Here is a 24717-nt window from a genome sequence, read left to right as displayed (position 1 = left end):
GTTGACCGATCCGCGCGCTACGGTCACCCTGCCGGCAAGAGGGAGGGCATGATGCCGACAGGACAGGACCACCGCTACGACGCCGACGGCATGACCTGCATCGGGTATCTGGCCGTGCCCGAGGGGGACGGGCCGTTTCCCGGCGTGCTCGTGTCGCCGGCCTTTTCGGGGCTGTCGGACACGGAGCGCGCCAGCTGCGACCGGCTGGCGCAGCAGGGCTACGTGGCGCTCGGCGTGGATTACTACTCGGGCGGGAAGCTCGCCGCCGACCGGGACGAGGCGGCGTCGCTGATGGCGGCGCTCCAGGCCGACCGGCCGCTTCTGGCCCGCCGGATGGAGGCGGCGCTGGCGGAGCTGCGTGGACTGCCCCAGACCCGGGGCCGCAAGCTGGGGGCCATGGGATACTGCTTCGGCGGCAAGTCGGTGCTGGACCTCGCCCGGGCGGGGGCGGAATTCGAGGCCGGCGTCTCGCTGCACGGGGTCTATGACGCGCCGCCCGCCGGGTCGAAAAGGATCAAGGCCCGGCTGCTGATCTGCGACGGCTGGGACGACAGCCTGTGCCCGCCGGAGGTCAAGGTGGCGCTGGCCGAGGAACTGAACGCGCATTGCGACGACTGGCAGATGCTGAGTTTCGGCCATACCGGCCACGCCTTCACCAATCCGAAGGCCGCGGCCAGCAAGGGGTTCGGCTATTCCGAGGCGGCGGATCGCCGGTCCTGGCGCGCGCTGAGCGACTTCTTCGCCGATCACCTGAACTGAGAGGCGCCGGTCCGGCGGCCATGCCGCCGCCCGGCGCGGGTCAGAGCGCTTCCATCACCTCGTCGGAGGCTTCGAAATTGGCGGTGACGCGCTGCACGTCGTCATCGTCTTCCAGCGCCTCGATCAGCTTCATCAGCTTCTGCATGCCGTCGAGGTCCATTTCGGTCGTCGTGGTCGGCTTCCAGATCAGCTTGGTCGATTCGCTCTCGCCCAGTTCGGTCTCGAGGGCGCCGGCCACATCGTTCAGGTCGGTGTCGGCGCAATAGATGTAGTGGCCGTCCTCGGTGCTTTCGACATCCTCGGCGCCGGCCTCGATGGCGGCCATCAGCACGGTGTCGGCGTCGCCGACCTCGGCCGGATAGGTCACCTCGCCCTTGCGTTCGAACATGAACCCGACCGAGCCCGTCTCGCCGAGGTTGCCGCCGTTCTTGGAGAAGGTCGAGCGCACGTTCGAGGCGGTCCGGTTGCGGTTGTCGGTCATCGCCTCGACGATCACGGCGACGCCGTTGGGGCCGTAGCCCTCGTAGCGGATTTCCTCGTAATCGTCGCCGTCACCGGCCTGGGATTTCTTGATCGCCCGCTCGATCACGTCCTTCGGGACGGATTGCGACTTCGCCTCCTTCACCGCAAGGCGGAGGCGCGGGTTCTTGTCGGGATCGGGATCGCCCATCTTGGCGGCGACGGTGATCTCTTTCGACAGCTTGGAAAACAGTTTCGACCGCGCGGCGTCCTGACGCCCCTTGCGGTGCTGGATGTTCGCCCATTTTGAATGGCCGGCCATGGGACCCTCGTTGATTGCACGGGAATTGATCCGCGTCTCTATAATTCAGCCGCCGGGGCACAGGCAAGCGGTTAGGGTTTGTGCTGCGCGGGCCGCGCGATATAGCTGGCCGTGGCCGGCGCGTCTTCGGGCGTCCGGCCGCGGCGCCGCGCGCCGGTCCAATTCGCGTCACAAGGTCCGCATGCCCACTTCCCTGTTCGAGCAGTTCGTCATTCTCTGGGTCGTCGTCGATCCGATCGGCACCATCCCCGTCTTCGTCGCCGTGACCGCGGGCATGACGCCCGCCGCGCTGCGGCGCACGGCCTTCCAGGCGGCCGGGGTCGCGGCCCTGGTTCTGGGGCTCTTCCTGGTCCTGGGCCAGTTCCTGATCGACGCGCTCGGCATCTCGCTGCCCGCGTTCCAGATCGCGGGCGGCCTGATTCTTTTCGCCTTCGCCTTCACGATGATCTTCGGGCAGCCGCTGAACGGCGCCGGGGCCGGGACGGAACGCGGTGAGGGAATGCCCGCGATCTTTCCGCTCGCCGTGCCCTCGATCGCGTCTCCCGGCGCGATGCTGGCCATCGTCCTGCTGACCGACAACCACCGGTTCTCGGTGCCGGAACAGGCGATGACCGCCCTGGTGATGCTGCTGGTGCTGGCCTGCGCGCTGGTGCTGATGCTGCTGGCCGCACCGATCCTGCGGGTGATCCGGGGCAGCGGCGCGGCCATCGTCAGCCGGGTGATGGGCATGGTGCTTGCGGCGGTCGCGGTGGACAACATCATCGAGGCCGTGCGGGTTCTGATCGCCGAGACCCCCGCATGACGCCCGCGGGATCATTGGCCCTGTGCACCGCGGATTGCCACGTTAGATTAGCCGCATGAATACCGAGCAGATAATCCTTTTCTCCATCTTCGGCGCCGTCTTCGCCCTGCTTCTTTGGGGCCGCTGGCGCTATGACATCGTCGCCTTCGGCGCCCTGATGGCGGCGGTCGTGCTGGGGGCGGTGGAAACCGAAGACGCCTTCGACGGGTTCGGCCACGAGGCGACGCTGATCGTGGCGCTGGTGCTGATCGTGTCGGCCGGGCTTGTGCGCTCGGGTGCGGTCTACCTGATCACGCGGACGCTGGTGGACAGTTCCCGGAAGCTGGGCGCGCATATCGTCATGATGGGCGGGATCGGCGGCCTGCTGTCGGCCTTCATGAACAATGTGGCCGCCCTGGCGCTGCTGATGCCGGTGGACATCCAGACCGCGCGCAAGGCCGGACGGGTGCCCGGCCTGTCGCTGATGCCGCTGAGCTTTGCGACCATCCTGGGCGGGATGGTCACGCTGATCGGAACGCCGCCGAACATCATCATCGCCACCTTCCGCGAAGAGCGGCTGGGCGAATCGTTCCGGATGTTCGACTTTGCGCCCGTGGGCGGGCTGGCGGCCATCGCCGGGCTCGCCTTCGTCGCGCTGATCGGCTGGCGGCTGATCCCCACACGCGAGGACGCGGTGGTCCGGACCTCGGACCTCGCGCCCTACGTGGCCGAACTGACCGTGCCCGAGGGCAACCGGCAGGTCGGGATGCGGGTCGGCGAGTTGAGCGAGGCGGCCGAGAAGGCGGACGTGGCCATCATCGGCCTGATCCGCGACGGCAGGCGGCTGTACGGCAACGCGCGCAACAACGTGATCCAGGCGGGCGACGCGCTGGTGCTCGAGGCCGCGCCGGGGGCGCTGGACGAGTTCCGCTCGGCCCTGTCGCTGGCCTTTTCCGACGACCGGCGCGAGGAACTTCTGCGGGCGGACAGCGAAGGACTCGACATCATCGAGATGGTGGTGAAGCCCGAGAGCCGGCTGAACGGCAAGACGGCGCAGACCATCGGGTTGTCCTGGCGGCAGCGGGCGGTGCTGATGGGCATCTCGCGCCGGGGCCGGCGGATCACCAGCCAGGTGCGCAAGACCGTGGTGGAGCCGGGCGACATCCTGCTGATCCTCGTGCAGAAGGACACCGGCAACGACGTGGCGGACTGGCTGGGATGCCTGCCGCTGGCGGATCGCGGGCTGGCGGTGACGCAGGACAGCAAGACCTGGGCGGCGATCGGGCTGTTCGGCGGCGCGGTGGTGCTGGCAAGCCTCGGGGTCATCGCCCTGCCGATTGCCCTGGGCCTGGTGGTGATCGCCTACGTGCTGATGCGGGTCGTGCCCCTGCAGGAGCTCTATGACCACGTGGAATGGCCGGTGGTCGTGCTGCTGGGGTCGATGATCCCGCTCGGCGCGGCGCTGGAGGAATCGGGCGGGACGAGCCTGATCGCCGCGAACCTGATCTGGCTGACGGACGGCTGGCCCGCCTGGGCGATCCTGACGGCGCTGATGGTCGTGACCATGACCCTGTCGGACGTGCTGAACAACACGGCCACGGCGATCGTCGCCGCGCCGATCGGCATTCAGATGGCGCAGGGCCTCGAGGTTTCGCCGGACCCGTTCCTGATGGCCGTGGCGGTGGCGGCCTCGGCGGCCTTCCTCACCCCCATCGGACACAAGAACAACACGCTGATCCTGGGCCCCGGCGGCTATCGGTTCGGGGATTACTGGCGCATGGGACTGCCGCTCGAGATCCTGGTGATCGCGGTGTCGGTCCCGGCGATCCTGGTGTTCTGGCCCCTGTGACCGGTCGCGTCGCGCGCAGGCGACTGTGGCCTGCTGTACACAGGCGGGCCGGACTGCGCGGCCCGGGCGGACGATCCCGCTGCCCGGAGCGCCCGATTCTGCTAAGGTAGCACCAGTGCAACCTGGCGGGACGGATGGCGCGCAGCACAGTCTACATCGGCCTTCTCGGCCTCGCGGCGCTGGCCGGCTGCGCCGTGGACAACGGCAGCCTCGAGCGCGCGCGCATGGCCTTCGGCGCCGCGAACCCACGGCCGGACGCCTTCCAGGTCTGCGGCAGCCACGGCTGCGACAAGCGGATTCCGCTGGCCCTGACACCCGCGGAGTGGCGGGAGGTCCGCGCCCCCTTTGCCCGCCCTCCCCGCACGGCGCCGGAAGAACGGCGCGCCCTGGCCGAGGCGCTGCGGCGGATCGAGGTCATGGTGGGCCGCAAGACCGGCTACGATACCGACACCGCGTTTTCGACGCTGGCGGCGTCGGGACTGTCGCAGGACTGTATCGACGAGATGGTCAACACGGCCGTCTACCTGGCGCTGCTGGACGATGCCGGCCATCTGCGGTTTCACCGCCAGGGCCAGCGCGTCACCCTGGGCATGATGACGCGGCGGTTCTGGACCCACACGGTGGCGACCATCGTCCAGAGGGATACGGGCCAGGAGTTCATCATCGACACCTGGGCCGTCAAAGTCGGCGAAACGCCCTATATCATGGACCGTTCGGACTGGGCCGCCAACGCGCCGTTCCGGCACGATTTCTGACCCGCCGGCCCCGCCGCCTCACCTCTTCCCTTGCCCTTTCGCGCCGCCCCGCTTAGGCCATCCGCATGAAACTGCTCTTTCTCGGAGACGTCGTCGGCCGGTCGGGCCGGACGGCCATCGTGGATCACCTGCCGCGGCTGCGCGACGCGTGGAAACTGGATTTCGTCGTCGTCAACGGCGAGAACGCGACGAACGGCGCGGGCCTCTCGCCGGATCACGCCCGGATCCTGCTGGATGCGGGGGCGGACTGCCTGACCCTCGGCGACCATGCCTTCGACCAGAAGGAGATGATGACCTTCATCGAGAACGAGCCGCGGATCGTCCGCCCGATCAACTTCGCCAAGCAGGCGCCGGGGCGCGGGCATCGCATCTTCGACGCGCCCGGCGGGCGCAAGGTGCTGGTGGCGCAGGTCCTGGGACAGGTCTTCATGTCGCGGCCCTATGACGACCCCTTCTCGGCCGTCGACCAAGTGCTCAAGGCGCATCCGCCCGGCGGTCTCGTGCAGGCCGCCATTGTCGACATGCATTGCGAGGCGACGTCCGAGAAGATGGCCATGGGGCACTGGTGCGACGGCCGGGCAAGCCTGGTGGCGGGGACGCATACGCATGTGGCGACGGCGGATGCGCAGATCCTCGAGAAGGGGACGGCGCATATCTCCGATGCGGGCATGTGCGGCGACTACAATTCGGTCATCGGAATGGACAAGGCCGAGCCGCTGCGACGCTTCGTGACGGGCATGTCCAAGGGGCGGTTCCAGCCGGCGAACGGCGAGGCCACCCTGTCCGGCGTCTATGTCGAGACGGACGACCGCACCGGTCTTGCGACGCGGATCGAGATGGTGCGGCACGGCGGCCGGCTGGCACAGGCCGGACCGGGGCCGGTGTGACGCAAGGGGCGGCGATCCGGTCGTTGCGCCTTGTCCGGCCGACCCGTGCGGCAAGCAGGGGCGCGGCGGACGCCCGCACCGGCACGCTTCGCCCGTCCGGGTCCGGGCGCCTGCACCCCGCGCTGCCCGCGTTCCTGAATCTGCGCGGAGGACACCGCCGGCCCCTCGCGCCCGGGGGCTTTTGAACTGCGGGCATGCGCCCTTTCGGCAAGATTTCCGCGTGTCGCGGCGAACCGTTCCCGGCCACGCCGGAGGCCATCCCGCCCGGCGGCAGGCCGAGCCGCCGGAACGTGGCTCCGGGGCGAACCTTTCGCCTTCCCCTCGGGGGCATTGGCTTCGTTCCACCTCGCGACCCGTAGGGCGCCCAGCCGGAACCGCCGAGGCTTGTGCAGCCCCGTGCCGGTGGTGCAAAGTGAAGCCTTGCCCGGGCGCCCCCCGGACGCCTAGATAGGCCCCGGCGCGCGGGAAGGTCTGCGCGCCGGAGGTGCGGAGCGGCAATTGACGGAACTTATCGACATTTCGCCGACCGGGTCGGCGCTGCTGACGCTGGCGGTGGTGATCCTCATGTTCGTGCTGTTCGTGCGCGAGGTCTATCCGACCGAGGTGGTGGCCATCGGCGGGGCGGCGGTCATGCTGCTTCTGGGCCTCCTGCCCTACGAGAAGGCGCTGGACGTTCTGTCGAACCCGGCCCCCTGGACCATCGCGGCGATGTTCCTGATCATGGGGGCGCTGGTGCGGACAGGGGCCCTGGATGCCTTCACCCAGCTGGCCGAAAGCTACACGTCGCGGCCCAGGGTGGCGATTGCGGCGCTGATGGCCTTCGTGGTGCTGGCCTCGGGCATCGTGGCCAACACGCCGGTCGTGGTGGTGATGATCCCGGTGTTCGTGCAACTGGCGCGCAAGCTGGGGATCAACGCCTCGCGGCTGCTGATCCCGCTGTCCTACGCGGCGATCATGGGGGGCACCCTGTCGCTGATCGGCACCTCGACGAACCTGCTGGTGGACGGCGTGGCGCGGGCGCAGGGGCTCGCGCCCTTCTCGATCTTCGAGGTCACGCCCATCGGGCTGGTCGTGGTGGCCTGGGGGATGCTCTACCTCGTCGTCGTGGGCCGCTGGATGTTGCCCGAGCGGGACAGCATGGCCGACATGCTCTCGGACCGGTCGCGGATGAAGTTCTTCACCGAGGCGGTGATCCCGCCCGACTCCAACCTCATCGGCCGCGAGGTGCTGAGCGTGCAGCTCTTCCAGCGCGAGGGGGTCCGGCTGATCGATGTGGTCCGGGGCGACGAATCGCTGCGGCGCAACCTGCGGGACGTGGTGCTCCAGGTCGGAGACATCGTGGTGCTGCGCAGCCAGATCAGCGAACTGCTGAGCCTCCAGCGCAACAAGAGCCTGAAGCGCGTCGACCAGATCTCGGCAGTCGAGACGACGACGGTCGAGGCGCTGATCACGCCGGGCTGCAAGATGGTGGGGCGGCAGCTGGGCTCGATGCGCCTGCGCCGGCGGTACGGGGTCTATGTGCTGGCGGTGCACCGCCGGAACCAGAATATCGGCCGGCAGCTGGACGAGACGGTGGTGCGGATCGGCGACACGCTGCTTCTCGAGGGCGCGCCCGAGGACATCCGGCGGCTGTCGGCCGAGATGGAGATGGTCGACGTCACGCAGCCGACCGGCCGGGCCTATCGCCGCGAACATGCGCCGATCGCCATCGTGTCGCTGCTGGCCATCGTGGCGCTGGCCGCCATGGGGGTGGCGCCGATCTTCCTGCTGACCGTGCTGGCGGTCGCGGCCGTGCTGCTGACCCGATGCATCGACGCGGACGAGGCGTTTTCCTTCGTCGAGGGGCGGTTGCTGGCGATGATCTTCGCCATGCTCGCGGTCGGGGCGGCGCTGGAGCACTCGGGGGCGGTCGGGCTGATCGTCAACGCCATCGCGCCGCTGCTGATGGACCTGCCGGCCTTTTTCATAATCTGGTCGATCTACCTGCTGACCTCGGTCCTGACCGAACTGGTGTCGAACAACGCCGTGGCCGTGGTGGTCACGCCGATCGCCATCGGGCTTGCCGACGTGGTCGGCATCGATGCGCGGCCGCTGGTGGTGGCGGTGATGGTGGCGGCCTCGGCCAGTTTCGCCACGCCGATCGGCTATCAGACCAACATGATGGTCTACGGCCCCGGCGGCTATCGGTTCACCGATTTCATGCGGATCGGCATTCCGCTGAACCTGAGCATGGGGCTGATCGTGTCGGCCTGCATCCCCTTCATCTGGCCGCTGTAGGCGGGGAGGGTCCGCCCGGTCCGGCCCTACCGAAGCTTCGGCGGTTTCTCCGGATCCGAGCCGGGGGCGATGCGCTCGACCCGTCGGGGGGCGGGCGGCTCGGGAAGATCGAAGCGCAGCCCGTGCCGGGCGAGGCGCGCGGCCGCCGGATCCGTTGCCGCGAAGAACGCGACGTCGAGCACGCCCGCATCGAGCCCCGAGAAGGTCAGCGCCTCGCCCGCCGCCTTGGCCAGGGCCTCCTGCGCGCCCTCGACCGCGTCGACGAAGGCCAGCAGATGGCCGCGCGCCCCGTTCTCCGAAACCGTGCCGACGAGGTAGGCCGTGCGCGCCAGCCCGGCCGACATGGCGAGCTTGGTGTCGAGCGCCGAAAGCAGGACCTCGGGCAGATCGCCGGGGCGGGTGAATTCGGCGATGCGCTCCTCGACCTCGTCGGGGCTGGCCGACAGGGTCGCGGCGAGCCAGTCGACGGCGGCGGGCGGGATCAGGATGGCCGAGGGGGCCACGTCGAGGTTGAGCCCCAGACCGATCCCCTGCCCCGCCAGCATCGCCGCGATGGCCCGGCCGGAGAGGGCGGCATAGGGCACCGCCCGCCCCGCAAAGCCCGAGAGCCGGTCCTCGCGGTCGAAGACCAGCGCAAAGGTCGCCTCGGGCAGGTCGAAGAGGTCGGGCGTCACGGTGTCGTCCCGCGCCTCCTGCGTCAGCATCAGGTAGAGTTCGCTGTCGGCCAGCCGTTCGTAAAACCGCAGGCGGGCCGCGTCGTCCTCGGGGGCGGCCTCCATCGCGGCATGGGCGGCGTCTATGGGGGTGGTCTCAGTCACCGAGCGCGTCCTTCACTTTCTCACGCAGGACCGGCAGCAGCTCGGTCTCGAACCAGGGGTTGCGTTTCAGCCATCCGGTATTGCGCCACGAGGGATGAGGCAAGGGGATGGCCCCCGGCAGATGGTCGCGGAAGGCGCGGACGGTATCCGTCACCCGCCCCTTGGCACCCAGGTGCCATCGCTGGGCGTGAGCCCCGATCAGGATGCGCAGGCGCAACTGCGGCAGCGCGGCAAGGACCCGGTCGTGCCATGTCTCGGCGCAGATGCGGGGCGGCGGCAGGTCAGACCCCCTGGCATCGTAGCCGGGAAAGCAGAAGGCCATCGGCACCACCGCGACCCGGTTCAGGTCATAGAAGGTGTCGCGGTCGATCCCCAGCCAGTCGCGCAGCCGGTCGCCGGACCGGTCGTCGAAGGGCCGACCCTTTTCGTGCACCTGAAGCCCGGGCGCCTGCCCGGCGATCAGAAGCCGCGCCGTCGGGCGGAACCACGGGACGGGCCGCGGCCGGTGCCGGGTCGCCGTGGCGGCGAAGCGGTCGGCGCATATGCGGCAGGCGCTGATCTCGGACGGCAGGTCGGTCATGGGGGGAAAGATGCATCCCGGCCGGGCGGCGTAAAGGGCGGGTTCATTTCGAGGGTTGGCGAAATGTCCTTGCGTGGCCGCCGCCGATTCGATACTTCTAGAATCATGAAAATGATTTCCGACACGGACCTGCGGCTGGAACAGGCTGCCTCGACCTTTGCCGCCCTGGGGAGCGAGCAGCGGCTGACGGTGCTTCGGACCCTCGTGCGGGCCGGGCCCGGGGGCGTGACCATCGGCCAGCTCGGAGAGCGGACGGGGATCACCGGCTCGACCCTGACGCACCACATGAAGATCCTGGCGCAGGCGGGTCTCGTGCGGCAGGAGAAGCAGGGCCGCAGCATCATCTGCGCCGCGGTCGCCTACGAGGAGCTGCGGGATCTCGCCGGCTTCCTGCTGCGCGAATGCTGCGCGGACGCGGCCCCCGACATCACACCCGAAGGACATGATCATGGCTGACACGCAAACCCACGGCACACCGGGCGGTCTGGGACAGATCTGGAGACGGACCGACAAAGCCTGGCTGGCGAGCGCGCTGATCCTGCTGGGGCTGATGCTGCTGGATCCGGCGCAGCTCTGGCCGTCGGTCGGGTTCGCGGCGGGGGCGCTCGGGCATACGGCGCCGATCATCCTGGTCGCGGTGCTGGCGATCGGATACCTCAAGGCCTCGGGGGCGGAGGCGACGCTCGCCCGGGCCTTCGAGGGCCGCGAGACCCGGATGATCGTCATGGCCGCGGTGCTGGGCGGGCTCTCGCCCTTCTGTTCCTGCGAGGTGATCCCCTTCATCGCGGCGCTGCTGGCCGTCGGAACGCCCCTCTCGGCGGTGATGGCCTTCTGGCTGGCCTCGCCCCTGATGGACCCGGCGATGTTCGCGGTCACCGCCGGGTCGCTCGGCCTGCCCTTCGCGGTCGGCAAGACCATCGCGGCGGTCGGCGTGGGGCTGCTGGGCGGCTTCGTGGCGATGCTGGCCAAGCGGTCGCCGGTCTTCGCCGATCCGCTGCGCGAAAAGCCCAAGGTGGGCGGCTGCTGTGGCGTCAAGGCGCCGTTCTCGGGGCGTCCGGTCTGGAAGTTCTGGACCGACGCCGAGCGGCGCGACACGTTCCGCGAGGCCGTCACCGACAACGCCCTGTTCCTTCTCAAATGGCTGGTCCTCGCCTATCTGATCGAGTCGCTGATGCTGACCTACGTCCCGGCCGACTGGATCGCCGGCCTTCTGGGCGGCACCGGATTCATGCCGATCCTGCTGGGGGCGGTCGTCGGGGCGCCCGCCTATCTGAACGGCTATGCGGCGGTCCAGCTGGTCGACGGCCTGCTGACGCAGGGGATGGCGCCGGGCGCAGCCATGTCCTTTGTCGTGGCCGGCGGCGTTACCTGCATCCCAGCGGCCGTGGCGGTCTGGGCGCTGGTCAAGCCGCGGGTCTTCGGGGCCTATGTGGGGCTGGCGATGATCGGGGCGCTCGCCGCCGGGGTCGCCTGGTCGCTCGCCGCGCCGACGATCGGCTGACGGCGGCGGCACCAGACCGCCGTGCTCGGCGGGGTGGCCCGCGAAAGGTTCTGCGCGCCTGACGTCCCGCTTCGCGCACCAGGCCCCCTCTCCGCACGTGACGGTCACGCCGGGTAGCGCCGGCACGCACGGATCGCGAGGCCGACCGGCATGCCACCCCGCACCCGGGGCACGACATCCGGCCTCAGAACCCGCGACCTTCGGCGCGCCCCGCGTCCCGGATGGGGATGATTTTGCCCTCAAATGAACGTCTTTCCTTGGCATGAGCCGGATAAATCCGCCATATTGGCGGAAACAAGACGCCGTTAACCAAATTCCGCCAAGGCGTGCGGGTGAGCAGATCCGGAGCGAGCGATGCTCGAATTCGAGAATGTCAGCAAGTCCTTCTGGACCGGCACTCAGCACAAGGTGATCCTCGACAAGGTCTCCTTCCGGGTGGAGCTCGGCCGGTCCCTGGGCATTCTCGCACCCAACGGCACGGGCAAGACGACGCTGATCAACATGATGGCAGGCCTGGAAAAACCCGACGAGGGCGAGATCCGGCGCGGCTGCCGCATCTCCTTTCCGCTCGGCTTCATGGGGGGCGTGGTGAACAAGCACTCGGCCATGGAGAACTCACGCTATATCGCACGGGTCTACGGGCTCGACCCCGACTATGTCGAGGCCTACTGCCGCTGGCTCTGCGGGCTGGGGGAATATTTCGACCAGCCGCTCGGCACCTATTCCTCGGGGATGCGGGCGCGGTTCTCGTTCTCGCTGATGCTGGCGCTGGATTTCGACATGTACCTGATCGACGAGGGCATGCCGTCCTCGACGGATGTGGAATTCAACCGCAAGGCGGGCGATATTCTGCGCGAGCGGTTGCGCACCACGACCGTCATCATCGTGTCGCACCAGCCCGACGTGCTGCAGAAATTCGCGAGCGAGGCCGCCGTGCTGATGGGCGGCCAGTTGTTCATGTTCGATACCTTGGAAGAAGCGAAACAGCTCTATGACTACGAAACCCAAGGCTAGGAAATTCCGTATCCGGCGCAACGGCTCGGGCGACGGCGGGCAGACGCCCCGCACCGGCGAGACGCCCGGGGCGCAACCCGCCGAGGATGGGGCCGTTCCCGATCCCTCGATCTCGGACGTGGCCCGGCGCAGGGCGGCGGCCCTCGCGGCCCTGAAGGAGGGCCGGACCTCGCGCGCCCCGGAACAGGCGCCGGAGGAGACGACGGGGGACGCCGCGCAGGAGACGCCGGCCACGCGCGCGGGCGAAGTCGCGTCGCCGCAGGAGGTGCGGTCGGAAACCGACATCGACGCGATCCGCCAGGAGGGGCTGACCGGCCGGCAGTTGCGCATGGCGCGGCGAGTGGCGCAGAAGCACGGTCTTGCGCCCACCTCGGATTTCGACGCGGTGCGGCAGTTGCGGGCGCGGGGGATCGACCCGTTCAAGCCGACCAACATGCTGGAACTGGTGGTCCCCGGGTCCGCCGCGGGCGGCGCGGGGGGCGAGACCGGACCGGACAAGGCCAAACTTCCGGCCCGGGCGGACCAGCGCCTGCCGCGCACCACGCCGCTGGATCAGGCCAACCTGCCCTCGACCGAGGTCAACCCGGCGGAGCGGCGCGCGAAGGAGATCATGGACATCCAGCGCGACATCGCGCGGCGGCGCCGGCGGCGGCTTCTCCTGCTGTTCACGCGGCTGTCGTTCTTCGTCTTCGCGCCGGCGATCCTGGCGGGCTATTACTTCTACGTCGTCGCCACCCCGATGTATGCCAGCAAGGCCGAGTTCCTGATCCTGCAGGCCGACAACCAGGGCGGGTCGGGGATCGGCGGTTTGCTTCAGGGGACGCAGTTCGCGACCAACCAGGACGCCATCGCGGTGCAGAGCTACCTGCAATCCAAGGATGCGATGATCCGTCTGGACGACGACATGGGCTTCAAGGCGCATTTCAGCCAGGACTGGATCGACCCGATCCAGCGGTTGGAGAGCGCGCCTTCGAACGAAGAGGCCTACAGCCTCTACAAGAAATACGTGAAGATCAGCTACGACCCGACCGAGGGGGTGATCCGGATGGAGGTCTCGGCCGCCGATCCGGCCATCTCGGCGCAGTTCGCCGAGCACCTGATCACCTATGCCGAGGAACGGGTGGACGAGCTGTCGCGCCGCAAGCGCGAGGACGGGATGCGCACCGCGCGCGAGAGCCTGGAACGTGCCAAGGAGGAGAGGCGCGAGGCGCAGGAGGCGCTGGTGAGGCTGCAGGAGGACAACTTTGTCGATCCCGAGGGCTATATCGCCTCGCTCCGCACGCAGATCTCGAATTACGAGGTGCAGTTGCAGGAAAAGGAGCTGCAGCTTCAGGCGCTGCTGGACAACCGCCGGCCGAACGAAGCCAAGGTCGACGGCGTGCGCGGCGACATCGGCCGGCTCAGCGCGCTGCTGGACGAGCTGAACGGCAAGATGACCGACGCCACCACGGGCGAGACCTCGCTGGCGGAAAAGGCGGCGCGTGTACAGATGGCGCAGGCCGATCTCGCCACGGCGGACCTGTTCCTGCAGTCGGCGCTGCAGAACGAAAAGCAGACCGAACTGGAAGCGAACCGGCAGGTGCGCTACCTCACCACATCGGTGAACCCGGTGGCGGCGCAGGATCCCACCTACCCGCGCAAGTTCGAGAATACGGTCCTGGCGCTTCTGATCCTGTCCGGCGTGTACCTGATGATCTCGCTGACCGCCTCGATCCTGCGCGAACAGGTCTCGACCTGAGCCGCAGCCGGGAAAACGAGCAGGAGCGGGCGGCGACGTGCATCGCGCGGGGGCAAAGACGGTTCGGACCTGACCCCGCGGCAAGAAGCCGTTACATCCATCCTGCATTCATGCAACGATTCCGCGGGCGCCCCGGCCCGCAGCCAAGAGAAGAGAGATTGACGTGACCAGACCGATTGCCGACGTGACGCCGAACACCTGGGACTTCCTGCGCGCCCCGATGATCAAGCCGACGGGCTTCCGCGAATACGATGCGCGGTGGAAATACCCGGACGAGATCAATCTGCCGGGGATGACGGCGCTCGGCCTCGGGCTGGGGACACAGATGCGCCGGCGCGGGGTCGAGCCGGTGATCGCGGTCGGCAACGACTATCGCGACTATTCGCTGGCCATCAAGAACGCGCTGATCATCGGGCTGATGCAGGCCGGCATCCGGGTCAAGGACATCGGCCCCTGCATCACGCCGATGGCCTATTTCTCGTCCTTTCATCTGGACGTGCCGGGGGTGGCGATGGTCACCGCCTCGCACAATCCCAACGGCTGGACGGGCGTGAAGATGGGGTTCGCCATGCCGCTGACCCACGGGCCGGACGAGATGGGCGAGCTGAAGGAAATCGTGCTCGAGGGCCAGGGCGAGGCCGCGCCCGGCGGCTCCTACGAATTCGTGGACGGGGTGTGGAACGCCTATATCGAGGACCTCGTGGGGGATTTCAGAATGTCCCGCAAGCTCAAGGTGGTCTGCGCCACCGGCAACGGCACCGCGGCGGCCTTCGCGCCCGAGGTGTTCCGCCGGATCGGGGTCGAGGTGGTCGATAGCCACAACACGCTCGACTACACCTTCCCCAACTACAACCCCAACCCCGAGGCGATGGAGATGCTGCACGACATGGCCGACAGCGTCCGGGCAAGCGGGGCGGACATGGCGCTCGGGTTCGACGGGGACGGCGACCGCTGTGGCGTGGTGGACGACGAGGGCGAGGAGATCTTCGCCGACAAGGTGGGCGTGATCATGGCCCGCGACCTCAGCAAGATCTACCCCGGCTCGACCTTCGTGGCGGATGTGAAATCGACCGGGCTGTTCGCCAGCGATCCCGAGCTGCAGGCCAACGGGGTCAAGGCGGATTACTGGAAGACGGGCCACAGCCACATGAAGCGGCGGGTGCACGAACTGGGCGCGCTCGCCGGGTTCGAGAAGTCCGGCCACTATTTCATGGCCGAGCCCGTGGGCCGCGGATATGACGACGGGATGCGCGTGGCGGTCGAGATCTGCAAGCTGATGGACCGCAACCCGGACATGAAGATGTCGGACCTGCGCAAGGCCCTGCCGATGACCTGGTCGACGCCGACCATGTCGCCCTATGCAGCGGACACCGAGAAATACGACATTCTCGACCGGCTGGTGGAAAAGCTGGTCGCCAAGGCGGATGCGGGCGAGACCTTCGCCGGCCGCCCCATCAAGGAGGTCGTGACGGTGAACGGTGCGCGTGTGATCCTGGACAACGGGTCGTGGGGGCTGGTGCGGGCCTCGTCCAACACGCCGAACCTGGTGGTGGTCTGCGAAAGCTCGGACAGCGAAGAGGAACTGCGCGCGATCTTCAACGAGATCGACACGGTGATCCGGACCGAACCGGGCGTGGGCGAATACGACCAGACGTTCTGAGGGGTTTCTTTCGGAAACGGAACGGCCCGCGCGAAAGGCTTGTCGCGCGGGCCGTTTTCTTGCGCCCGGCCGGGTGCTCTGCGACGGCGGCCATGGTCGGGCCGGGTCAGCCACCAGCCAACCGCGCCATCGGCCGATCCCCCGGATCCGCGTTTCGGAAATCGGCCCGGGTGTCTGGCCGCACCTGCCGTCGGCACCGCCGCGCGTTGTGCCGCCCGGCCGGACATGTCCCGAGGCCAGGCGGTCAGGGCCCGCGCCGGTCGCGGAAGAAGCCTTTCAGCAGGTCCTCGGCTTCGCGCGCCCCGATGCCGTCGTAGACCTCGGGCACGTGGTGGCACTGGGGATGAGTGAAGATCCGCGGCCCCTGCCCCAGCCCGCCGGACTTGGGATCCGCCGCGCCGTAATAGAGCCGGGCGATGCGGGCGGCGCCGATCACGGCGGCGCACATCGGACAGGGTTCCAGCGTGACATAGAGGTCGTGGCCCGGCAGGCGTTCCGACCCGGCGGCGGCACAGGCGGCGCGGATCACCAGCATCTCGGCATGGGCCGAGGGATCGGCCTTCTCCCGCGTCCGGTTGCCGTCGCGCGCGACCACCTCTCCGCCCGGCGAGACGAGAACGGCGCCCACGGGCACCTCGCCCCGCGCGGCGGCGGCGCGGGCCTCGTCCAGGGCGAGATGCATGAATGAGGTGAAGGGCATGGCTTTCATTGCCGCACCTTCCCCGCTTCCGCAAGCGCGGGAAAGCGGGTATGGCGGGGGCATGAGCAAACCGCCCGAGAAACCACCCGCCGGAGACCGGATCGCCAAGGTGCTGGCCCGCGCCGGCGTCGCCTCGCGCCGCGAGGCCGAGCGCATGATCGCCGAGGGGCGGATCAGCGTCGACGGCACTGTGATCGACAGTCCCGCGCTGAACGTCACCGCCAGGGCCCGGATCGAGGTGGACGGCCGGCCGCTCGACGCGCCCGAGCCGGCGCGGCTGTGGCTCTATCACAAGCCGCCGGGACTGGTGACGACGCACAAGGACGACCAGGGCCGTCCGACGATCTTCGACGATCTGCCCGAGGACATGCCCCGGGTCATGTCGGTGGGGCGGCTCGACCTCAATTCCGAGGGGCTGCTGCTGCTGACCAATGACGGCGGGATCAAGCGGCGGCTGGAGCTGCCATCCACCGGCTGGCTGCGGCGCTACCGGGTGCGGGTCAAGGGCACCCCGACCGACGCGACGCTGGCCCCTCTGCGCGAGGGCGTGGTGGTGGACCGCGAGATATTCCAGCCGATGCAGGTCACGCTGGACCGGCAGCAGGGGGCGAACGCCTGGCTGACCGTGGGGCTGCGCGAAGGCAAGAACCGCGAGATCCGCCGCGCGATGGAGAGTATCGGGCTCAGCGTGAACCGGCTGATCCGGATCTCCTACGGTCCCTTCCAGCTGGGACCGCTGGCGCCCGGCGCAGTCGAGGAGGTGCGGCGGCGCGTGATGCGGGACCAGCTGGGGCTCGACGATGCGGAGGCCGACGCGCCACGCCCGAAGCGGAGCCGCGCGGGACAGCGCACGGGCCCGGAGACAAAGACACGGGACAAGGTGCGCGCCAGGACCGGGGGCAAGACCTCCGGCGGCGGCCGGACACCGGATGCACCCGTCCCGGAGGCGCCTTGGGAGACCCGGCCCAAACCGCGCGGAAAGCCGCCGGGGCCGGATGGCTCGGGAAAGGCGCGACCCAGGCCGCACGTCACACGGCGGCGCCGCAAAAAGGACTGACGGACATCCGGGTGGGAACCGATGCGGGGTGGCGCTGGAGGGTGCGGGCACCTATGTTTGCGGCGTGACCGAAGGTGGAGAAGGCGATGTCGCGGTTGATTCTTGTTCTGGTCCTGATCGCCGCCGTGGTGGCGGCCGCCTCGCTGATCGCGGCGGCGTTCGCCCGGCCCTCTTCCGCCTCCGGGCCCGAGCCTGCGCGGCGCACCAGCGCGATCCAGAAGGCCGCCTACGGTCTTCTGATCGCGGTGATGACGGGCGTGGCCGCCGGTTGGCTGGGGGCCGAGTGATGGCACAGCGTTTCGGCGGAGAATACAGCCCGAACGGCAAGGCGCCGACCGGTGCCCCGCCACCCCGGCGGGTGCAGGCCCGGCCGGACCCGGCCGGTGCGCGTTGCAACATCCTGTTCCTGCCCCCCGCGCTGCTCGCGGTGATGTCCTTCGGAAGCGGCGCGGTCGGGCTGGCGCTCGGCCTCGTGGGGGCGGGGCTCTGGACGCTGGCAGCCTGGCTCACGCGCGAAGGGCTGCGCGCCGAGGCCGCCTATCATGAGCGCAAGGTGGCCCGGCGCCCGGCGCTGCCGCGCAAGATGCTGGGCTCGGTCGCTGTCGGCGCGGGAACAGTGCTCGCGACCTCCGTTCACGGGTCGGACATCCTGTCCTCGGCGCTTTACGGCGTGATCGCGGGTGCGCTGCACCTGGGCGCGTTCGGTTTCGATCCACTGCGGAACAAGTCGATGGAGGGCGTCGATACCTTCCAGCAGGATCGCGTCGCCCGCGTCGTCGACCAGGCCGAAGACTACCTGGCCACCATGCGCGAGCACATCGCCGCCCTGCGCGACCGCGCCCTGTCGGGACGGGTGGCGGCCTTCGAGGCCACCGCACACGAGATGATCCGCACGGTCGAGGATGACCCGCGCGACCTGACCGCGGCACGCAAGTTCCTTGGCGTCTACCTGATGGGGGCCCGGGACGCGTCGATCAAGTTCGCGGATCTCTACGCCCGGACCAGCGACCCGAAGGCGCGGGCCGATTACGAGGCGCTTCTTGCCGATCTCGAGAAGAACTTTGCCGCGCGGACCGAAAAGTTGTTGTCTGACACCAGCACCGACATGACCGTGGAGATCGAGGTGCTGCGGGAGAGATTGCAGCGTGAGGGCGTGCGCCCGGAATAGTGGAGAAAGTGATATGTCCCAGAACATTCGTGCCGAAGCGGAAAAGGCGCTGAAGGAAGTGGAGGACGTGACCGCCGTGACCCTCCCCGAACCGAAACCGGCGAATGCGCTGGTGCCGCTGGCAGAGGCGGACGCGCCGACGGGCGCCGAGATCCGCAGGCGGATGGAAGAACTGGACATGACCGACACCGGCTCGATCGTGCGGTTCGGGTCCGGCGCGCAGGCCGAGTTGCAGACGATCTCCCAGGCGATGCTGCAGGACGTGCGCAACAAGGACGTGGGCCCTGCCGGGGACAGCCTGCGCAACATCGTGACCACGATCCGGGGCTTCTCGGTCTCGGAACTGGACGTGCGCCGCGAACGCAGCTTCTGGGAAAAGCTCCTGGGCCGCGCCGCCCCCTTCGCCAAGTTCACCGCCCGGTTCGAAGAGGTCCAGGACCAGATCGACCACGTGACCGAGGACCTGCTGCAGCACGAGCACAAGCTGCTCAAGGATATCAAGTCGCTCGACCTGCTCTACGAGAAGACGCTGACCTTCTACGACGAACTGGCGATCTACATCGCGGCGGGCGAGGAAAAGCTGAAGGCTCTGGACGAGACGGACATCCCGGCGAAGGAGGCCGAGGTCAACGCCGCGCCCGAGGGCGAACAGGTGATGAAGGCACAGGAGTTGCGCGACCTGCGCGCCGCGCGCGACGATCTGGAGCGCCGGGTCCATGACCTCAAGCTGACGCGACAGGTGACGATGCAGTCCCTGCCCTCGATCCGGCTGGTGCAGGAGAACGACAAGTCGCTGGTGACCAAGATCAATTCGACGCTCGTCAACACCGTGCCCCTGTGGGAGACGCAGCTGGCGCAGGCGGTGACGATCCAGCGCTCGGCCGAGGCCGCCTCGGCCGTGCGGGAGGCGAACGACCTCACGAACGAGCTGCTGACCGCGAATGCCAAGAACCTGCGCGAGAGCAACAAGGTGATCCGCCAGGAGATGGAGCGCGGCGTCTTCGATATCGAGGCCGTCAAGCAGGCCAATGCCGACCTGATCGGCACGATCGAAGAGAGTCTGCAAATCGCCGACGAGGGCAAGGCAAGGCGCGCCGCCGCCGAGGAGGACCTCAGGAAGATGGAGGCCGACCTGCGCGACACGCTGGCCTCGGCCAAGGCACGCAAGGACGGGACCGGCGACGCCATGGCGACGGCAGTGCCCAAATCCTGAAGCCGGGGGCCGGAGGGCGAAGATGATGATGACGAGACGGCTGCTCTCGGCCATGGCGGCGCTGGCAATGCTGGCCGGATGCGACATGATCGACCAGCCCTCGACGCTCAAGCCGCAGGCGCGGCCGGCGGCGGCGGTGTCCCCGCCCCCGCCGGAGCCGCCGGAACGCTCGCCCGGCAGCCGGGCGCTCGGCACCTACTACGCGGCGTTCCAGGCCGATCTCCTCGCGCAGGGCCTGCTGAGGACGGATGGCGGCGGGATCGACACGCCCTTCACCGCCCGGGAACTAGCCGAGAATTTCGAACAGATCGTCTTTTACGACGAATACGTGCGGGGCGGCGGCCTGCGCGGCAGCGGCGGCGCCCCGGCCCGGCTGCGGCGCTGGCCGGGTCCGGTGCGGATCGCGGTCGAGTTCGGCCCCTCGGTGCCCGAGGCGATTCGCGCCACCGACGGGGCCACGGTCCGCGAGTATACCACCCGCCTGGCGCGGCTGACGGGCCACCCGATCAGCCTGACCCCGGCACGGCCGAATTTCCACGTGCTGGTGATGGGCGAGGACGATCGCGACCACGTGGTTCGCAGGGTCCGGCAGCTGGTCCCGGACATATCGGCGACCTCCCTGTCGATCTTCCAGCGGCTGCCGCGGGCGATCCACTGCCTCGTCGTTGCCTTCTCGCAGGACGGCGGCGCCCATTCCTACGCCCGCGCCATAGCACTGGTACGGGCCGAACATCCGGACCTCGTCCGGCAGAGCTGCTATCACGAGGAGATGGCGCAGGGGCTGGGCCTGGCCAACGACAGCCCGCGCGCGCGACCGTCGATTTTCAACGACGACGACGAATTCGCCCTGCTGACGACGCATGACGAGATGCTGCTGAAGATGCTCTACGATCCGCGCCTGTCCCCGGGAATGAGCGCCGACGAGGCGCGGCCGATCGTGCGGGACCTGGCACGGGAGCTGGTCGGCGGAGAGGGTTAAGAGAAGGAGTTTGACATGGGCATTCTGGATTTCCTGAGCGGACAGTTCATCGACGTTATCCACTGGACGGACGACACGCGCGACACGCTGGTCTGGCGGTTCGAGCGCGAGGGGCACGAGATCAAGTACGGCGCCAAGCTGACCGTGCGGGAGGGCCAGTCGGCGGTGTTCGTGCACGAGGGGCAGCTGGCGGACGTGTTCACGCCCGGACTCTACATGCTCGAAACGAACAACATGCCGATCATGACCTCGCTGCAGCACTGGGACCACGGCTTCCGCTCGCCCTTCAAGTCCGAGGTCTATTTCGTTTCGACCAACCGCTTCACCAATCTCAAGTGGGGCACCAAGAACCCGATCATGGCACGCGATCCCGAATTCGGGCCGGTGCGGCTGCGCGCCTTCGGCACCTATTCCGTCCGCGTGACCGATCCGGGGCGGTTCCTGGTCGAGATCGTGGGGACCGACGGCGAATTCACGATGGACGAGATCAGCTTTCAGATCCGCAACATCATCGTGCAGGAGTTCAGCCGCGTGATCGCGAGTTCGGGGATCCCGGTTCTCGACATGGCGGCGAACACCGCGGATCTGGGCAAGCTGGTGGCCAGGGAGATCAGCGGGACCATCACGGAATACGGGCTGGAACTGCCCGAGCTCTACATCGAGAACATCTCGCTCCCGCCGGCGGTCGAGGAGGTGATGGACAAGCGGACCTCGATGGGCATCGTCGGCGATCTGAACAAGTACACGCAGTTCTCGACCGCCGAGGCGATGACCGCCGCCGCGAAGAACCCGGGCGGGGACGGAGGAATCGGCGCCGGGCTCGGCATGGGGATGGGCATGGCGATGGCCAACCAGATGGCGCAGCAGGGCCCCTGGGGCGCCCGGCCGCAGAGCGCGCCGCAGCCTGCCGCCGCACCCGCGCCGCCGCCGCCTCCGGTGGAACATGTCTGGCACATCGCCGAGAACGGCGAGACGCGGGGTCCGTTCTCGAAGGCGCGTCTCGGGCGCATGGTGACCGAGGGCGGGCTGAGCCGCGACACGCTGGTGTGGACCGCCGGCCAGGACGGCTGGAAGCGGGCCGAGGACGTGCAGGAACTGGCGCAGCTCTTCACCGTGATGCCCCCGCCGCCGCCGCCTCCGCCGCCGGCCGGGTGATGGGGGACGGACCGGAGGTCGTCACCTCGGGCGACTGCGGCAATTCTCCGAAGAATGCGCGGGCGCAGGACATCGCGCTGGCACTTATGGGCGCCGGGACGCTGGCCCCCGACCTGTTGGCCGAAAACGCGGTGTGGGAGAGGCCCGGCGGGGCGCTGTCGGGGCGGGCACGGATCCTCTCGGCCCTGCGGAGCGAGGCCGCGCCCGATCGGATCGACGTCGACCAGGTCGTGACGCATGGGCGGAGCGGCTCGGTCTCGGGGCGCTACGCTATGGGAGAGAGCGAATGGCTCTTCTGTCACGTGATCCGGTTCACCACCGCCTCGTGCAAAAAGATCGCGCAACTGGTCAGCTTTCGCCATCCGGTCAAGGGTTCGTGATCGCGGCGCAGGGCGCTTGCGCCCGGACATGCACGAGCTGCAGTCATCCTCGGACCTGATCCGGGGACCTTCCGTTGCAGAACCTCCGACGCGGCCCGAGGAGGCCCCCCGGGCAACGGGCCGCGCCCGGATCGCAAAAGCGGTTCACCTTCCCCGGCCCGCGCACTAGCGTGGCCCCGAACCACCCAGTGTGAGCCATGACCGAAGACCATCGTTTCCCCTGCCCCAACTGCGGCGCGGATTATCGCTACGCCCCGGCCGAGGGCAAGCTGATCTGCGATCACTGCGGGCATACCGAACAGCTGAAGGAACCGGGCCCCTGGGGCGGCGGCATCCGGGAACTGGATTTCCGCGCCGCCATCGAGGCCCGCCTGCCCGAAGCCGAGATCGAGGAGACGCGCGTCTCGCAATGTCCCAACTGCGGGGCGCAGGTGGAGTTCGACGCCGATACCCATGCCAGCGAATGCCCGTTCTGCGCCACACCCGTGGTCACCGACACCGGCACTCACCGGCATATCAAGCCGCGCGGCGTCCTGCCCTTCGCGCTGACCGAGCGGGAGGCGCATAGGGCGATGGCTGACTGGCTGGGCCGTCTCTGGTTCGCCCCGAACGGGTTGAAGGACTATGCCCGCAAGGGGCGCAGGATGGACGGGATCTACGTGCCCTACTGGACCTTCGACGCCAATACGGTCTCGGACTATCGGGGCGAGCGCGGGACGGTCTATTACGTCACCCAGACCGTGATGCGCGACGGCAAGCCCGAGCAGATCCGGCGCCAGAAGATCCGCTGGCGGCCGGCCGCGGGGCGGGTCGCGCGATTCTTCGACGACATCCTCGTGCTGGCGTCGAAATCGCTGCCCAAGAGATATACCGACGCGCTGGAACCCTGGGACCTGTCGGACCTGAAACCCTATGCGCCCGAGTTCCTGGCCGGTTTCCGCGCCGAGGGCTATCAGGTCGAGCTGACCGACGGCTATACCGAGGCCCGCGCGATCATGGACCGGACCATCGCGCGGGACGTGCGGTTCGACATCGGCGGCGACCGGCAGCGGGTGCACGACATCCGGACGCAGGTGAGCGACGTGACCTTCAAGCACGTGCTGCTGCCGGTCTGGGTGGCGGCCTACAGGTTCCGCGGCAAGACCTACCGCTTCGTGGTGAACGGCCAGACCGGCCGCGTCCAGGGCGAGCGGCCCTGGTCGCCGTGGAAGATCGGGCTGGCGGTCCTGGCGGGCCTGATCGTGGCCGGTATCGTCGGCTACATCTACGCGTTGAACGGAGGCTGATCCTTGAGCGACTACGACATCCTGACCGATCTGCTTTCGGCGCGGTTCTCCTGCCGCGGGTTCCGGCCGGACCCGATCCCGGAGGACCTCATCCGGCAAATCGTGACCGCGGCGGGGCGCGCGCCCTCGTGGTGCAACGCGCAGCCCTGGCACGTGATCGTGACCCGCGGCGACGAGACCGAGGCCTTCCGCCAGGCGCTGATGCAGGCCGCGCGGGACGAGACACCGCAGCCGGACGTGCCCGGCCCCGAGGGCTATACCGGCCTGCACCGGGAGAGGCGGCGCACCTGCGGTTGGCAGCTCTACGATGCGGTCGGGGTCACCAGGGACGACCGCGAAGGCTCGGCCCGGCAGGCGTTCGAGAACTTCCGCCTCTTCGGGGCGCCGCATGTGGCGATCCTGACCTCGGGCAGGGAACTGGGGACCTACGGCGCGCTGGACTGCGGCGGCTTCGTGATGGCCTTCTGCCTCGCCGCGCAGGCGCTCGGCATCGCGACGGTGCCGCAGGCTGCCATTGCCTTCCAGTCGCAGGCGGTCCGGCGGCATTTCGTCATCCCCGACGACCGTCTGATCCTTTGCGGTATTTCCTTCGGTCTGGCCGAGGAAAACCACCCGGCGAACGCCTTCCGCACCGGGCGGGCGCCGCTGTCCGAGATCATGGAACTGCGTGGCCGGGACGACGATCCGCGCGGCCCCACTCCGGCGGAAAGCGAGACGTAGGGCCATGCGCGCAGTGCTGCAACGCGTCACCGAAGCGGAAGTCCGCGTCGACGGTGCGGTGATCGGCCGGTGTGGCAGCGGCCTGATGATCCTGGTCTGCGCGATGCGCGGCGATACCGAAGCCAATGCCCAGGCGCTGGCGGCCAAGGTCTCGAAATGCCGAATATTCCACGACGAGGCCGGCAAGATGAACCGCTCGATCCTCGATACGGGCGGGCAGGCGCTGGTGGTCAGCCAGTTCACCCTGGCGGCGGATACCTCGCGCGGGAACCGGCCGGGATTCTCCGCCGCCGCCGCACCGGAGGAGGGCCGGCATCTCTATGCGCATTTCGCCGAGGCGCTGCGCGGGCACGGGATCGCCGTCGAGACCGGACGGTTCGGGGCGGAGATGCAGGTCGCGCTGGTCAACGACGGGCCGGTGACGATCTGGATGGAGGTCTGAGGCGCGTCTCCGGCGGGGCGCTGCGGCGGTCTGGCCGGGGGACGGACGCGCGGGATCGGCCCGGCGGACGGGCCGCAACCGGTGCCCGCGTCCAGATCGCGTGCAACCCGATGCGGTTCCGGGTCGTTGTCCTTCGAACCGGAACGGAAGGAGCATTCCATGAACCGCATCATCTATATCGTCGGCATCGTCGTGATCGTCATCGTGATCCTGAGCT

Annotated in this window: 25 protein-coding genes; 21 read left to right on the top strand and 4 right to left on the bottom strand. The window is 68.7% G+C overall.

The annotated features are described in order from the left end of the window. Positions 1-48: 48 nt before the first annotated feature. Positions 49-759, top strand: coding sequence for a dienelactone hydrolase family protein (locus OB2597_RS19030; protein ID WP_009807247.1), 711 nt, complete (start codon positions 49-51; stop codon positions 757-759). 40 nt (positions 760-799) lie between these two features. Here OB2597_RS19030 and OB2597_RS19025 read toward each other — a convergent pair whose 3' ends face one another. Beyond that, positions 800-1540, bottom strand: coding sequence for a YebC/PmpR family DNA-binding transcriptional regulator (locus OB2597_RS19025; protein WP_009807246.1), 741 nt, complete (start codon positions 1538-1540; stop codon positions 800-802). Between the two features lie 181 nt (positions 1541-1721). On the opposite strand from OB2597_RS19025, the gene OB2597_RS19020 reads away from it, so the two are divergent. The 5 genes from OB2597_RS19020 (at position 1722) to OB2597_RS19000 (ending at position 8089) form a co-directional block, all read left to right on the top strand. Then, entirely contained in the window at positions 1722-2342 is a 621-nt protein-coding gene (locus OB2597_RS19020) for a MarC family protein (RefSeq protein WP_009807245.1), read from the top strand. Between the two features lie 55 nt (positions 2343-2397). After that, a complete protein-coding gene (locus OB2597_RS19015) occupies positions 2398-4170 on the top strand; it encodes an SLC13 family permease (protein ID WP_009807244.1) in 1773 nt (590 codons plus the stop codon). Positions 4171-4304: 134 nt separating this feature from the next. Further along, positions 4305-4925: a hypothetical protein gene (locus OB2597_RS21085; protein ID WP_009807243.1), complete on the top strand. Its 621-nt coding sequence runs from the start codon at positions 4305-4307 to the stop codon at positions 4923-4925. A gap of 65 nt (positions 4926-4990) precedes the next feature. Next, positions 4991-5812, top strand: coding sequence for a TIGR00282 family metallophosphoesterase (locus OB2597_RS19005; protein ID WP_009807242.1), 822 nt, complete (start codon positions 4991-4993; stop codon positions 5810-5812). 564 nt (positions 5813-6376) lie between these two features. Continuing rightward, a complete protein-coding gene (locus OB2597_RS19000; RefSeq protein ID WP_084658943.1) occupies positions 6377-8089 on the top strand; it encodes an SLC13 family permease in 1713 nt (570 codons plus the stop codon). Positions 8090-8115: 26 nt separating this feature from the next. On the opposite strand, the gene OB2597_RS18995 is transcribed toward OB2597_RS19000, so the two are convergent. Further along, the gene (locus OB2597_RS18995) at positions 8116-8907 is read right to left on the bottom strand and encodes an SseB family protein (RefSeq protein WP_009807240.1); all 792 of its coding nucleotides are present in this window, start codon (positions 8905-8907) and stop codon (positions 8116-8118) included. Then, positions 8900-9487, bottom strand: coding sequence for a uracil-DNA glycosylase family protein (locus tag OB2597_RS18990; protein ID WP_009807239.1), 588 nt, complete (start codon positions 9485-9487; stop codon positions 8900-8902). The genes OB2597_RS18995 and OB2597_RS18990 overlap by 8 nt, the downstream gene beginning before the upstream one ends. Before the next feature lie 105 nt (positions 9488-9592). On the opposite strand from OB2597_RS18990, the gene OB2597_RS18985 reads away from it, so the two are divergent. The 5 genes from OB2597_RS18985 (at position 9593) to OB2597_RS18965 (ending at position 15400) form a co-directional block, all read left to right on the top strand. Continuing rightward, positions 9593-9943, top strand: coding sequence for an ArsR/SmtB family transcription factor (locus tag OB2597_RS18985; protein ID WP_009807238.1), 351 nt, complete (start codon positions 9593-9595; stop codon positions 9941-9943). Continuing rightward, on the top strand, positions 9936-10988 hold the full coding sequence (locus tag OB2597_RS18980) for a permease (protein ID WP_009807237.1): 1053 nt from the start codon (positions 9936-9938) through the stop codon (positions 10986-10988). Before OB2597_RS18985 ends, OB2597_RS18980 begins: the two co-directional genes overlap by 8 nt. Positions 10989-11342: 354 nt before the next feature. Further along, on the top strand, positions 11343-12002 hold the full coding sequence (locus tag OB2597_RS18975; protein ID WP_009807236.1) for an ABC transporter ATP-binding protein: 660 nt from the start codon (positions 11343-11345) through the stop codon (positions 12000-12002). After that, complete coding sequence (locus OB2597_RS18970; protein WP_009807235.1) at positions 11980-13740, top strand: capsule polysaccharide transporter; 1761 nt, start codon at positions 11980-11982, stop codon at positions 13738-13740. The genes OB2597_RS18975 and OB2597_RS18970 overlap by 23 nt, the downstream gene beginning before the upstream one ends. A gap of 220 nt (positions 13741-13960) precedes the next feature. Next, a complete protein-coding gene (locus OB2597_RS18965; protein ID WP_407636180.1) occupies positions 13961-15400 on the top strand; it encodes a phosphomannomutase/phosphoglucomutase in 1440 nt (479 codons plus the stop codon). Between the two features lie 244 nt (positions 15401-15644). On the opposite strand, the gene OB2597_RS18960 is transcribed toward OB2597_RS18965, so the two are convergent. Further along, on the bottom strand, positions 15645-16100 hold the full coding sequence (locus OB2597_RS18960) for a nucleoside deaminase (RefSeq protein WP_040609452.1): 456 nt from the start codon (positions 16098-16100) through the stop codon (positions 15645-15647). A gap of 61 nt (positions 16101-16161) precedes the next feature. On the opposite strand from OB2597_RS18960, the gene OB2597_RS18955 reads away from it, so the two are divergent. The 10 genes from OB2597_RS18955 (at position 16162) to dtd (ending at position 24500) form a co-directional block, all read left to right on the top strand. Next, positions 16162-17157, top strand: coding sequence for a pseudouridine synthase (locus OB2597_RS18955; RefSeq protein WP_009807232.1), 996 nt, complete (start codon positions 16162-16164; stop codon positions 17155-17157). 86 nt (positions 17158-17243) lie between these two features. Continuing rightward, entirely contained in the window at positions 17244-17444 is a 201-nt protein-coding gene (locus OB2597_RS18950) for a hypothetical protein (protein ID WP_009807231.1), read from the top strand. Next, positions 17444-18325: a 5-bromo-4-chloroindolyl phosphate hydrolysis family protein gene (locus OB2597_RS18945; RefSeq protein WP_009807230.1), complete on the top strand. Its 882-nt coding sequence runs from the start codon at positions 17444-17446 to the stop codon at positions 18323-18325. The genes OB2597_RS18950 and OB2597_RS18945 overlap by 1 nt, the downstream gene beginning before the upstream one ends. 13 nt (positions 18326-18338) lie before the next feature. Beyond that, positions 18339-19538 (top strand): toxic anion resistance protein, encoded by a 1200-nt coding sequence (locus OB2597_RS18940; protein WP_009807229.1) that lies wholly within the window; start codon positions 18339-18341, stop codon positions 19536-19538. 22 nt (positions 19539-19560) lie between these two features. Continuing rightward, positions 19561-20517 carry a DUF2927 domain-containing protein gene (locus tag OB2597_RS18935; protein ID WP_009807228.1) on the top strand — a complete coding sequence of 319 codons (957 nt, stop codon included), beginning with the start codon at positions 19561-19563 and terminating at the stop codon, positions 20515-20517. Between the two features lie 15 nt (positions 20518-20532). Then, positions 20533-21672 (top strand): SPFH domain-containing protein, encoded by a 1140-nt coding sequence (locus tag OB2597_RS18930; protein WP_009807227.1) that lies wholly within the window; start codon positions 20533-20535, stop codon positions 21670-21672. Beyond that, positions 21672-22052 (top strand): nuclear transport factor 2 family protein, encoded by a 381-nt coding sequence (locus tag OB2597_RS18925; RefSeq protein ID WP_009807226.1) that lies wholly within the window; start codon positions 21672-21674, stop codon positions 22050-22052. Before OB2597_RS18930 ends, OB2597_RS18925 begins: the two co-directional genes overlap by 1 nt. Before the next feature lie 197 nt (positions 22053-22249). Beyond that, positions 22250-23338, top strand: a complete 1089-nt coding sequence (locus tag OB2597_RS18920; RefSeq protein ID WP_009807225.1) for a TFIIB-type zinc finger domain-containing protein — start codon at positions 22250-22252, stop codon at positions 23336-23338. Positions 23339-23341: 3 nt separating this feature from the next. After that, entirely contained in the window at positions 23342-24058 is a 717-nt protein-coding gene (locus tag OB2597_RS18915; RefSeq protein WP_009807224.1) for a nitroreductase, read from the top strand. 4 nt (positions 24059-24062) lie between these two features. Further along, entirely contained in the window at positions 24063-24500 is a 438-nt protein-coding gene (gene dtd / locus OB2597_RS18910) for a D-aminoacyl-tRNA deacylase (RefSeq protein WP_009807223.1), read from the top strand. Positions 24501-24717 lie beyond the last annotated feature (217 nt).

It is taken from the genome of Pseudooceanicola batsensis HTCC2597 (assembly GCF_000152725.1).
GTDB lineage: Bacteria > Pseudomonadota > Alphaproteobacteria > Rhodobacterales > Rhodobacteraceae > Pseudooceanicola > Pseudooceanicola batsensis.
The sequence above is the reverse complement of the archived record's forward strand: the minus strand, read 5'-3'. Positions and strand labels throughout refer to the sequence as shown.